Origin of the sequence: Alkaliphilus serpentinus (assembly GCF_009017255.1) — a bacterium.
In the GTDB taxonomy this organism is placed as follows: domain Bacteria; phylum Bacillota; class Clostridia; order Peptostreptococcales; family Natronincolaceae; genus Alkaliphilus_D; species Alkaliphilus_D serpentinus.
This window is the reverse complement of record NZ_WBZB01000055.1, coordinates 41,290-53,705: the sequence shown is the minus strand read 5'-3', so window position 1 is coordinate 53,705 and position 12,416 is coordinate 41,290. Positions and strand designations below refer to the sequence as shown.

Here is a 12,416-nt window from a genome sequence, read left to right as displayed (position 1 = left end):
GTAAATCCATTGCAGATTTATATAGAAATAGCGGCATACATCTGGGTTTTAGGCATAATAGCATTGCTTGTTTATAGCTTTGTATCTATTTTTATGTTAAAAAGACAGCTTAAAAGTGCACAATTAATAGAGCAGAATATCTACGAAGCTAAGAATTTGAAAACACCATTCGTTCTTGGGTTTATAAAACCAAAGATATATTTACCGGTTGGGCTTAACGCTACTGAAAGAAGCTATATTTTGCTACATGAACAGACCCATATCCACCGAAAAGACCACATTATTAAGGTGTTAGCTTTTCTAACATTGTCTGTACACTGGTTCAATCCCCTTGTATGGATTGCGTTTATGTTAATGAGTAAGGATATGGAACTATCTTGTGACGAAAGAGTTCTGAAACAGATGAATAATGAAGATATTAAAAAGACATATGCTAATTCGTTATTGTCGCTTGCTACCGGAAAACATATTATAAGCGGCAGTCCCCTTGCTTTTGGAGAGGGGAATGTAAGAGGGAGGATTAAAAACGTGTTGAACTATAAAAGACCAAGGTTTTGGGTAGTGTTTGCTTCGATCATTGTTCTAATAGTTTCTGGCATTACATTGATATCAAATCCAGCGGATAGTGAACAGGATTTATCGATGCTTAACATACAAAATCTTGTAAACATAACATACCAAAAGAATGAACTATTTGTTTCCCGTGCACCGGAAAGGGATGAAGGCTTTAATATCTCAGCACGGGCTATAGCGGAGTTTCTGGATGGTGTTAGATGGACTGAAAAGAAAATGGACTCACCACTGGAGCTTTCAGCTACTATACAAATAGAATGGAATGAGGATCAGGAACTACGGTTTTACGAATCAGAACCCCTTCTTGCGATGGTTCGCATGAATGAACAGTGGAGATATTACACAATAGGCCAAAACGACTATGAAACAATGCTTTCTATTATTGAAACCGCATCCAGTCCTTCGGGCACAACGGATGTGGCGTATCATACCGAGTATGATAGGGTAAGGATTGAGTTTTTATCCGACATGATGGGTTTTAAGTCAGCAAACCAGTTTGAAACAACCCATTCCCAAATAGTTGCATACATCGATTCAACCCTCAGAACCAGCCTAACACCTGTGCAGGAGGATGACTTAGAGAACAATCATACAAATCAGTATTCGATAAAATTGTCTAATGATATTGGCGGATATAGCTGCAAGCTTTACTACGATACCCTGTATAATAAAGCCTATATTGTAAAGATGGCGGACTTTATGAGTCAGGGACAGATTTTGCACGTTATATTGATTCATTTTTTTATATAGATGACGCCGATGTGGTGGCTCTGTTTCAGACGTATGGATGGACGCTGGATTACCAAATTAGCGCTATGAATAACAAACTTAACAACATCAATGTCTTAACTGGTTTTAATCCAAATGCATATTATTTTGCGTATAATAATGAGTTGTCAAAGGATGTAGGTTTGGATATGAGCGGATATTCCAATAGTGCCAACATTGACGTTAAAATTTATAGAATCCATGAGAGTATGCCTCAGGTGTTTTATCCAATACAGGATTCCAGAGGAATTGTTGTAAAGAAAGATGACAAAGTAATTGGCGCCTTCATTAGTGCTGGTCGTCATAGTGCTTTTAACGCTTGTAGTCTAAGAGGGAATAGTTTTGAAAAAGTGACAGGCAAAACAATTTACGGATGGCTTAATGGTATGGTCAGAGCGGATAATATCGAAGAAAGACTCTCCAAATTAGAGCCGGAACAGGTAATCCAGGAATATTTCACAGCACTGGATAATAAAGATGCAAAGTTAGCTGGATACTGTATTTCGAAAAAAGCTCTACTTGGGAATTTAACATTAAACATTCAGAACGAAGAATTATTTAACGAGGGGATTTGGTTACCGTTAACCGATAGTGGTATTGGAGCAAGATCAAGTCTTGAGAATCTAAAATCCACAAAACTATTGAATACCGAACTGATTGATGAACCCGATAAAAACACTAAAATCTTTAGAGTGACAGTGAATCTTCAATACAAAAAGGAGTTCACCATCGGTAGCGGAGAGCAGTTTTGGGATTGCCGTATGGTTTATGAGACTCCTCAGACGGGATGGAAAATAGAGGGCTTTGGACATTAGAGGTTATTGCTCTATGCAACAGTGTTAAGGATAATTTATAATCAAAGGTTTTCAAAATTTCGGTGGCAAGAACCGATTGCTGGAAACCTTATTTTTATCCTTCAAAAGTATCACTTTATCTGTGAATCGATTACTCATTAATTGTTGCATGAGAGGCATCAATTTCTCCATGGGCATATTCTTTCCACTGTCATACCAATGCTTAACTACCGATATGGTGGCACCAGTAAAAAACTCAAGGGCATAATCAAGCTCCAATTCATCAATCACATCACCTTTATTAAGCAAATCCTTCATAGATTCTTTCATCATGTCCTTAAATAAATTTTTCATCCTCACTGTAAACGCAGGATCTCCCTTTTCACTAAGTAGCACCGAAAAATACTCACTGTTCTTTTCATATATTGTTATTAAATCACCCATAAAATCTGGTGATGGTGACTGCACTTGGCCTGTAGGTGGAATATGCTCCATCCCAGGCATTACATCTTCTTCAATCTGATTCAGCACATCATATACATCAATAAAATATACATAAAAGGTTGACCGGTTAAATCCAGCTTTCATCGTAATATCTTTTACCGTAATTTTCTCAATCTTTTTCTCTTTGTATAGCTCCCAAAAAGCATCTTTAATAATCTGCTTGGTACGTTCTGTTGTTTCCGGTTGTTTTTTATTCATAATAATCCTTTCATTAATCCAACACATTCATGAACATTGTTGATTGAATGTCTAGGAACTCTCATTTATACTTTTATCATACAACAAATTGTCGGATTAATCAAACATCAAAAAATAACGAAGGAGACTATACCATGATTACTATTTTATGCGCAGGTTCAAGAGGAGATTTCCAACCATATATTGCACTAGCCCAGCAACTAATAAAACAGGGAAAAAACGTCAGAATAGCGGGACCTGATAACTTTAAAGGCTTCATTGAAGGCTACAACATTAACTTCTATCCAATAAACGTGAATATGGATGAGTTAGACATTGACCCCAAACTACTTGAAGATGCAGGCTCATCAGATAATCCACTAAAAATGCTGCTCACCTTTAACAAAATGAAACGCTATGGCCTATACACCAACACAGGCTACTACAAGGCATGTAAAGACAGTGAACTTATCATTTATCACCCAGGTTGTACCATCGGGTATTTTGCAGCGCAGCAACTTAACATACCAGCAGTCCTTGCTTCGCCATTCCCAATACACAGAACCAATGAATATCTATCTGTTGTGATGTACGGTAAATCAAAACCAAGCACCTTTAAGAAAAAATTAAGCTACAAGCTAATCCAAGGTATGTTATGGATGGCTGGAAAGAACTCAGTAAAGACATTCTGGAAAAAAGAATTCGGACAGTTACCTAAAAACTTTGGAGCTCCATATGAATTGCATAATAATCCAAAAAATCCAGCCATCATTTCATGTAGTAACCAAATTTTCAACCGACCATCTGACTGGAATCCTCATATACACCAAAAAGGATATTGGTTCGTAGAAGAAGCCCATGATTACACTCCGGATCAGACATTAGTCGATTTTCTTAATACAGGAGAAAAACCGATTTACATTGGATTTGGATCTATGTCCATGATAAAAAAACATAAGACCTTAAAAGAGACTATCATAGAGGGTATTAAAAAAAGTGGTAGGCGTGCTGTTATTCTAGGCTTCGGACATCCAGATAACTTACCGGACAATATTTACGCCTTAGATAGCGTTCCACATACATGGTTATTCAAACATGTATCAGCTGTATGTCACCACGGTGGAGCAGGAACCTCTGCTGCAGGCTTTAGCGCCGGAGTTCCAAGCATCATTGTACCTTTCTCCAATGACCAGTTTGCTTGGGCACACCGCTCCTATGATCTTGGCATCGGTGTTAAACCAATATATATCAATGACTTAAATTCAGATAACCTGAGCCAAACAATTATTGATGCACACGAACCAACACTCATTGCAAAAGCCAAATCTGTAGGTAGTGCCATCCAATTAGAAAACGGTGCAAAAGAATGCGCAGACATTATCGTCCACCTATTAGAAAACTAATATTTACCTATTTATACTTAACAAGGAGATTCCTAATGACGAAAACAGTAAAAAGCTCAAATAAATCATGGAAGAAAACTTTCTTTCAAATATATATTGGTCAAACTTTTTCACTATTAAGCTCAAGTGTTGTCCAGTTCTCTATAATCTGGTGGATTACCATAACAACTGGTTCACCGATAGCCATCACCATTGCAAGTGTTGTTGGCTTACTACCACAGGCGATTCTTGGATTGTTTGCTGGAGTATGGATTGACCGTTACAACCGAAAACTCATTATGATTACAGCAGATATTCTTGTTGCCACTTCAAGTTTAGCCTTATTTATTCTATTTATACTCGGTTACGAATCCATTATCATTGTGTATGTTACTCTGTTTTTAAGAGCTATTGGTGAAACGTTCCACAAGCCTGCATTACAAGCTATCATTCCAAGCTTAGTGCCTAAAGCAGAACTAACAAAAGCTGGGGGTATGGGACAGATGGTTAACTCTGCCACCAACATTCTTGGTCCCATGTTAGGTGCTCTTATTATGAGTATTACCACCCTACCTTTTGCCATGTTATTAGATGTTATTGGTGCATTCATGGCTGTGCTCACTTTAGCTGGTATATCTGTTCCTACAAGCAAATCAAAGTCAGAACACCCACCTATCCTCAAAGATATTAAAGAAGGGTTTCAAGCCTTTAGATCAAATAAGGTCCTAATACGCCTCGCACTGCCAATGCTTATTACAACCATTATATTTGTTCCTATCGGAACATTTTTTCCAATAATGGTTCAATCCTTTTTTAACGGAACCGCTTGGCATAACGGATTGGTTCAAACACTATTTGGAGTGGGTATGTTAATATCTGCTATGATTATTGGCATAACTGGTGGTTTAAAGAAACAATTTCTTATGATTGGTTTAAGCTCCTCCATCCTTGGTCTATGTGCCTTTATTATAGGCTTTTTAACAAGTAACTTATTTTTTGTGTTTTGTATTGTAATCTTTATCATTGGTTGTATGGGTATGGGCTTTAGCATCCCCTTCACGGCCTACGTACAAAAATCAATCGACGATAAGCACCTTGGTAAAGTACTTTCTCTCATCACAAGTGTTATGAGTTTTGCTGCTCCTGTAAGTATGTTTATCGCAGGTCCAGTATCTGAAATAATCGGTATTGATAATTGGATGAAAATTGCAGGGATCACCATGATTATCTGTGGCTTAATCAGCTACCTATTAGCAAAACCGTACGAAAAAAAGGAGACTACCCATGAAAAACAAGCCTATTAAACTTGTAATAATTACAATAGCATTACTCATCTCACCACTAATCATAGCTTCCATCTTTGGTGGACTTTATGTTCTGGTATTGTTGTTCATCGGACAATCCTTAAACGAAAGTTTCGAGTCATTGTTAACCCTCATAGAAATGGTAAAACCATATATTCATTTTTTGACTGTGATTCCAATTATAATATTATTTTTAGTCAAACTCCTTAGAAAAAAGCTCCTAAAACAGTGAGCTCTAAATATGCTGTATGCAAATATCAGGCTACTGAAGGGGAAGAAGGAGCAGTTGCACTGTACAGGGATCTTTCATGGAATATGGGTAAAAACATAAAAGCAGAAGAAATGGTTGCGATAGAACATTATGAAATGCTTTATATTGGACTTTATAGTTTGTACCGTGTTAAAATATTATTAAATATTCTACTGAAAGTCAGCCAGAAAAAAGTAATAAAGATGGAACACAGAGAACACAAGGGGACGGTTCCTGTGTGTTACACATACTGTCATTTCATTGGGGAATGTAGTGGTATTGATTAGGGCAACAATAAAGATGATGGTTCAAGGCACACAGATAAGGTGGATGATATGTCTTTCCAAAAGATGATGATACTGAAGAGTTACCCTTTTAGAAGAAGTGAGGTGCTATAGATGAATATAAATAATTTTGAGTCCCAAATAAACAAGACAATTTTAGAAGAGGATATGACTATTACATTGAAGGAAATATCGTTGAAACATATAATCAGGGAGATAATGAATATGTTTTTCAAGTTCAAGGAAGTGAAGATTACGAGGTTGTAGTAAATATAGATGACAATGGAGAAATATTGTATTCTGAGTGTGATTGTCCTTATGATTTTGGCCCTATATGCAAGCATCAAGTGGCAGCTTATTTTGAGCTATTTGTGATCTTGAATAGTAAGGATAGCGGAACAAGTGGGAAAAAAGATGTAGTAAAGCAGCCAGAGATAAAAGAAGTTTTAAACAATCTTTCTAAAGAAGAACTGATCAGAATAATAATAGACATAGCTAAAAAGGATATAACTTTAAAGAATAGCCTCATTGTTAAATATTCAAATGCTGATGATGGGCAGGAACTTGAAAAATGTAAAAAGCTTATAGATTCTATCGTGAGGAAATATACAGGTAGAGAAGGCTTTATTACATACAGACAAAACTCTGCTTTTGTCAGTGAGATGGAAGATTTATTAGATAAAGTAAGAGACACCGATGATATACTATTAGCTTTAGATATCGCATTTTTACTGCTGCAGGAGGCGGTTGAAGCTTTTCAATATGCAGATGATTCTAATGGAAATATAGGCTTTTTAGTAACAGAAACCATAGAACTGATAGGAGAAATTGTAACTGATAGTGCTGATCTATATATTGATTTAAGAGAAAAGATATTTAATAAGCTGGTGCTACAAAGCGATAACAAGGTTTTTGATGGATGGGAAGATTATAGAATTGATATCCTCAGACTATGTGCAGAATTTGCTGATGTAGAAGAGTTAAGGAATAAGCTAAGAATGAAAATAGAATATTCGGTGAATACAAACCTCGGTGATGAGTATAAAAGATACAGCAATGAAAGAATGCTCAAAATATTATTTGAGTTGATAGCAGAGTATGGAACTCAAGAAGAAGCTGAAGAATTTATAAAAGCTAATCTCAACTTTACATCTTTTAGAGAACTACTTATAGATAAATACATGAAAGATAAGAACTACCATAAAGTTATAGAATTAGCTCTTGCGGGGGAAAAGAAAGATAAACAATCTGCAGGATTAGTATCAAAATGGAAAAAAATAAGATATGAAGCCTATAAGGAACTTTGCCAAAAAGAAGAGCAGGAGAAATTAGGAAAAGAGCTTTTATTTGATGGAAATTTTGAATATTATAGGGAATTGAAAGAATTAGTAACCGGGCATAAGTTAGTATTTTATAATAACATAAAGCAAGAGCTGAAAAAGGATAAGGGTTGGCATGGTAGGAATATGTATCTTAAACTCATAGTAGAAGAAAATGATTTAGATGAGTTAATGGAGTTTGTAAGGGAAAACCCAAGAATCATAGAAGAATATGCTGGGATGCTAGAGAATAAGTTTAAGGACGAGGTTATTGAGATTTATAAAAAATACATTAAAGCAGCAGCAAATTCTTCATCTAATAGAAGGGCCTATCAAGGTGTATGCGGAATACTTAAGAGATTTAAAAAGATAGCCGGAAAGAAAAATCAGGAAGATGTAATTAATGAGCTAATTTGCTTATATAGAAAAAGACCAGCCTTTGTGGATGAATTGACAAAGTTAAATAAATAATATATAAGACTAGTTAAAGTGGGATCAGACTTTGGAAATTTTAATTGATAAGAATATGAGTTAGTTAGTATTTTGGATGCTATTAATATTTTACTAGCTGCACTTACTAAATGGAGATTGCTGCAGAGATTTTGAGTACGAGATACTATTAAGGGGTTAGAGATGGAAAAGGATGCAACGATTCTAATTGTAGATGATGAACTGAAAGTAATAAATGCCCAAAGGCGTATATTTGATAGAAATAAATATGAAGTGTTAAGCACAACAACACCGGAGAAGGCATTGGATATAATGGCCCATCATATAATAGACATTATTATTTGTGATCATAATATGCCTAATATGTCAGGAATTGATGTATTTAAAATTGCCAAGAAAAATACTCCTGATACCATTAGAATTTTAATAACCGGCTATACAGACACTAACATTGCCATTTCTGCAATAAATGAAGGCAGTATTTATTACTACTTTTCTAAACCATGGAAAAATCAAGAGGTCATTGAGGTAGTTGAAAAAGCCCTAGCAAGCAAACGAGAACAGGAAAAAAAAGCTTCACTATATGAAATTATAAATGACAGCAGAGATCATATCGTTGAGGTGTCTAACCGATTAAAATCCTTTGAACAAATCCTGGAGTCCCCCATGTCTGCTAAAAAAGAGGCATCAAAAGCCAAAGCTATTAGAAAATATCCGGTTCGAGACGATGAAAACATTATACTGATTGATCCTTCGGAGATCATTTATTTGATGGCAATGGAGGGAGATGTTTTTGTTATAACAGAAATGGGAAAATACAAAAGTACTGATTCATTAAACTCATGGGAAAATAATTTGGATAAAGATCATTTCTTTCGATGCCACAGAGGTTATATTGTAAATATCGAGAGGGTAGAAAAAATAGTGCCATGGTTTAACTCTGCTTATAACCTTAAGTTAAAGGAAGGAAAAGAAAGTATACCAGTCAGCAGAGGTGCTATGAAGAGGTTAAAAAAATTACTAAGGTTTTGATTGTGAATAGGGGTGAGTATGTATGCAAAGCCATAGATCTAATGAGGAGATGAAAACGTCAAAGTCTCACCTAAAATGGCCATTAAATTTAGAAAAACTACTGGATAAAAACCAATTGAAGACATTTTCTAAGCTATTTCAAAACACAAATGATTTTATCTTTTTCTCTATCATGGGGGATGAAGGTCTTCCTGGTTCAGTCATTGAAGTAAACGATACTACTTGTAGTAAGCTTGGCTATACACGGGAAGAATTTCTTGCACTTCCTCCTGAAAAATTAGGAAGTCATATGGATAACAGCAGTGCAGAAAAAGTAAAAAATCAATTGCTTCAAGAAGAGCCTGTATTCTTTGAAATGATTTTCTTTGCCAAATCTGGAATGCCAATACCCGTTGAAGTCAATGCAAGCATTTTTATATTAGAGGGACAAAACCTTGTATTATCTGTTGCAAGGGACATTACAGAGTGTAAAAAAATTGAAAAAAAGCTGATGGAAAATAACAAGGAATTAACGAAGGCGATGGACGAATTAAAACATACCCAACAGCAGCTTCTACAGCAAGAGAAGCTGGCGGCAATTGGACAGCTGGCTGCGGGGGTGGCCCATGAAGTTAATAATCCTTTAGGGTATATATACAGTAACTTTGAAACCTCAAGAAATTATTTTGATAGCTATAAGAAAGTCCTTGATGCCTATAGAAGCTGTATAAGTAGCTTTCATCATGCCCCAAGAGAAAAATTAAAAACAGAAATTGATCAAATTAAAAACTTGGAGGAAAAAATAGATCTGGACTTTATTGGTAGGGATCTTGAAGAGCTATTTGAGGATATTGAGGACGGATTAGAAAGAATTAGCGAAATTGTAATGAGTCTAAAAACTTTTTCAAGGGTTGATCAAAATACCCGACTAGAAGCATATAGCTTAAATGAAGGAATAAAAAATGTATTGCTGGTGGCTAGAAATGAAATCAAACATCATGCCCGGGTTGTAGAAGTTTTGAGTGATATTCCAGTAATCCAAGTATTAGGAAACCAAATTAACCAGGTATTGCTTAACGTGACTCTAAATGCCTTATACGCAATAAAAGAAAAAAAATCTGATGCTTTAGGTTTGATAACTGTCAGCAGTAGATGGTCAAAGGAATATATTATCTGCCAAATAGAAGATAATGGGATAGGCATAGAAGATGTATACAAAAATAGAATTTTTGATCCTTTTTTTACAACTAAACCCACAGGACAGGGGACTGGACTAGGGCTTAGTATTGCATATGATATTATTGTCAACAAGAATGGCGGTGAGATCATAGTTGATAGTACCCCTGGTGTGGGCACAAAATTTACCATTAAGCTACCGATTGAACCCATGAAGCGTAAGTTAGTAAAAAAATAATAACTTGGAGTCTGAGAGTGTTAGGTGATAAATAGTGAACAAAAATATACTATTTGTAGATGATGAAGAGCAGATATTGAAGTCATTAAGGAGAGTATTTAATAATAGCAAATACAATATTTTTACTGCAAATGGTGGAGAAGAAGCCTTAATTATATTAAACAGTGAAAAGATAGACTTGTTGGTAACTGATGTAATTATGTCGGGAATAAGCGGGTATCAACTCCTAGAAAAAGCAAAAGACCGTTTTCCTTCCACCATAAGGCTTGTGCTAAGTGGACACATGGATGAAGGTACCCTATTAAAAATAAAACGAAGTAGCTTGGCAAAGCTTTATCTTCTTAAGCCTTGGAAAAATCAAGAGCTGGTAAATACCATAGAGCAAATTTTCAAAGTAGAAGATTTACTAAAAAATAAAAAGCTTCTTGAGCTCATCAATAAAATAGATTGTCTACCTACACCAGAAAAAATATATGATAAGGTGAATAGCTTAATTAAGCAGGATGCTGATATGAAGGTAATTGCAGAGGTAATAGAAAGGGATCCTTCAATAGCTGCAAAAATACTTGAGATAGTAAACTCTTCCTTTTATGGAATACAAACAGGCTCCATCAAGCAGGCAATTATTTACTTGGGACTTACAAATGTACAAAACATCATTTTAAGCACCAGCACTTTTAAAGCCTTAGAGGGTATAAAAAATATGCAGTTTCATAGAGATATTAAGATGATTTGGACGCATTCGGCCATAACCAATAAAATTTTATCTTTTCTCTACAGTCGACTGCTACATAAAAAAATACCCGATACTTGTGCAGTGGCAGGTTTGCTTCATGATATCGGAAAGGTCATTTTACTCAATAACTTTACTGATGAGTATTTGAAAGTAACATCAGGTATTAAGAATAATCAAGATGCATTTTATTATTTTGAGGAAATGGAATTTTTAGAGCCTTCTCACCAGGAGATAGGCGGATTTTTATTAAACTGGTGGGAGCTTCCCCATCCCATAGTAGAATCTGCCTTGTTTCATCACAATCCATTTGATGAACTGGTAATAAATAAAGAATTGGTTTCCCTGGTACATATTGCAGATATTTACTCTTGGAGTATTATTTGCAAATGCCATCAAAAAGAAATAGATGAAAAGGTATTAAAGCTTTTTAATATTACTATGGAGAGCTGTGACCAATTAATAAAAGAGATTAAATTTGATACTTATAGATAAATGATCGCTTAAATTCTATTCATAGTTTTAAAACAACCATTCAGATTTTTTTTTTGCATTTTACGACAAAATACAACAAAAGACTACTAAAATGCAGTATATTTTATTCATAATAGTGTGGTATTAAAATCCTTATAGAGACAAAGAATTGTACAATTATGGGAGTGATAATAAATGGACAAACAAAGGACATATACCGTAACAGTCTACTTAGAAGAATGTATAGGGATGGAAAACATAAAAGCCTTTGAAGTTATCCATCATCTAAAAAAGATTGCTGATGTAATTGAGATTTTTCCTAAGGACATTTTGGAATACAGTCAAAGTGCAGAAGTGATTAGACAGGAAGGATTTAAATTAGAAATTACCACAGAATTCAATATTGAAGAAATACAGGCTTTTTTTTCAGAGTCAATGAATAAGGAAAGAAAGCTTAAGCTTTTAATTAAAAATAAAGCTATGAAGGAAGGAGGAAGTACCAATGACAGAAAGGCAATATGTGATATGCAAAATCAATGAAGAAGAATATGGAATTGGAATTGAGTATGTAAAAGAAATAGGCGAGTACCAAAACCCCACTAGACTACCAGATGCCCCTAATTTTGTAGAAGGTATCATCAATGTACGAGGTGTCATCACCCCATTGATTGTTCTTCGTAAGAAATTTAATAAACAAAACAAAGAGCTAGGTAAAAGTTGCCGCATTATCATCATTTATTTTAAAGGAAAACAACTGGGTTTAATTGTAGACGATGCATCTCAAGTATTAAGAATTAATGAGGAAGATGTAATGCCGCCACCGCATGTGGTTGAAGGCATGGAGAAGCAATATGTTTCAGGAATTGCAACTTTAAAGGAAAGGATGATCATACTTTTAGACCTTAAAGGAATTTTATCAATGTCCAAAGATAATACACAGACTCAGTCTGCTTAAGAGAATTAATTAAACTGGAGGGAT

General features: G+C 35.1%; 12 protein-coding genes. 11 read left to right on the top strand and 1 reads right to left on the bottom strand.

The features are described 5' to 3' along the window. Together F8153_RS16480 and F8153_RS16475 are read left to right on the top strand one after the other, a co-directional pair. The coding region (locus F8153_RS16480; protein ID WP_243136997.1) for a M56 family metallopeptidase at positions 1-1,323 on the top strand (1,323 nt) is incomplete at its 5' end. Between the two features lie 11 nt (positions 1,324-1,334). Then, complete coding sequence (locus tag F8153_RS16475; RefSeq protein WP_330577803.1) at positions 1,335-2,156, top strand: DUF4829 domain-containing protein; 822 nt, start codon at positions 1,335-1,337, stop codon at positions 2,154-2,156. 51 nt (positions 2,157-2,207) lie between these two features. Here F8153_RS16475 and F8153_RS14480 read toward each other — a convergent pair whose 3' ends face one another. Further along, the gene (locus F8153_RS14480) at positions 2,208-2,837 is read right to left on the bottom strand and encodes a TetR/AcrR family transcriptional regulator (RefSeq protein WP_192929838.1); all 630 of its coding nucleotides are present in this window, start codon (positions 2,835-2,837) and stop codon (positions 2,208-2,210) included. Positions 2,838-2,971: 134 nt separating this feature from the next. Here F8153_RS14480 and F8153_RS14475 point away from each other — a divergent pair, with 134 nt between their 5' ends. The 9 genes from F8153_RS14475 (at position 2,972) to F8153_RS14430 (ending at position 12,392) form a co-directional block, all read left to right on the top strand. After that, a complete protein-coding gene (locus tag F8153_RS14475) occupies positions 2,972-4,219 on the top strand; it encodes a glycosyltransferase (RefSeq protein WP_151867073.1) in 1,248 nt (415 codons plus the stop codon). Between the two features lie 35 nt (positions 4,220-4,254). Continuing rightward, positions 4,255-5,502, top strand: coding sequence for an MFS transporter (locus F8153_RS14470; RefSeq protein ID WP_192929837.1), 1,248 nt, complete (start codon positions 4,255-4,257; stop codon positions 5,500-5,502). Positions 5,503-5,730: 228 nt separating this feature from the next. Beyond that, positions 5,731-6,039: a hypothetical protein gene (locus F8153_RS14465; protein ID WP_151867071.1), complete on the top strand. Its 309-nt coding sequence runs from the start codon at positions 5,731-5,733 to the stop codon at positions 6,037-6,039. A gap of 374 nt (positions 6,040-6,413) precedes the next feature. Beyond that, a complete protein-coding gene (locus F8153_RS14460; protein WP_243136995.1) occupies positions 6,414-7,826 on the top strand; it encodes a hypothetical protein in 1,413 nt (470 codons plus the stop codon). Between the two features lie 162 nt (positions 7,827-7,988). After that, positions 7,989-8,837 carry a response regulator transcription factor gene (locus F8153_RS16470; protein WP_243136994.1) on the top strand — a complete coding sequence of 283 codons (849 nt, stop codon included), beginning with the start codon at positions 7,989-7,991 and terminating at the stop codon, positions 8,835-8,837. Between the two features lie 22 nt (positions 8,838-8,859). Beyond that, entirely contained in the window at positions 8,860-10,230 is a 1,371-nt protein-coding gene (locus tag F8153_RS14445; RefSeq protein WP_151867070.1) for a PAS domain-containing sensor histidine kinase, read from the top strand. 34 nt (positions 10,231-10,264) lie between these two features. Continuing rightward, complete coding sequence (locus tag F8153_RS14440) at positions 10,265-11,458, top strand: response regulator (protein WP_151867069.1); 1,194 nt, start codon at positions 10,265-10,267, stop codon at positions 11,456-11,458. 174 nt (positions 11,459-11,632) lie between these two features. Further along, on the top strand, positions 11,633-11,977 hold the full coding sequence (locus tag F8153_RS14435) for a hypothetical protein (RefSeq protein ID WP_151867068.1): 345 nt from the start codon (positions 11,633-11,635) through the stop codon (positions 11,975-11,977). Continuing rightward, positions 11,940-12,392 (top strand): chemotaxis protein CheW, encoded by a 453-nt coding sequence (locus tag F8153_RS14430; protein ID WP_151867067.1) that lies wholly within the window; start codon positions 11,940-11,942, stop codon positions 12,390-12,392. The genes F8153_RS14435 and F8153_RS14430 overlap by 38 nt, the downstream gene beginning before the upstream one ends. The last annotated feature ends 24 nt before the right edge of the window (positions 12,393-12,416 follow it).

Coding starts and splice junctions, on each gene's coding strand:
- F8153_RS14480 (WP_192929838.1), bottom strand. CDS start 2,837: ATGAATAAAAAACAACCGGAAACAACAGAACGTACCAAGCAGATTATT.
- F8153_RS14475 (WP_151867073.1), top strand. CDS start 2,972: ATGATTACTATTTTATGCGCAGGTTCAAGAGGAGATTTCCAACCATAT.
- F8153_RS14470 (WP_192929837.1), top strand. CDS start 4,255: ATGACGAAAACAGTAAAAAGCTCAAATAAATCATGGAAGAAAACTTTC.
- F8153_RS16470 (WP_243136994.1), top strand. CDS start 7,989: ATGGAAAAGGATGCAACGATTCTAATTGTAGATGATGAACTGAAAGTA.
- F8153_RS14445 (WP_151867070.1), top strand. CDS start 8,860: ATGCAAAGCCATAGATCTAATGAGGAGATGAAAACGTCAAAGTCTCAC.
- F8153_RS14435 (WP_151867068.1), top strand. CDS start 11,633: ATGGACAAACAAAGGACATATACCGTAACAGTCTACTTAGAAGAATGT.
- F8153_RS14430 (WP_151867067.1), top strand. CDS start 11,940: ATGACAGAAAGGCAATATGTGATATGCAAAATCAATGAAGAAGAATAT.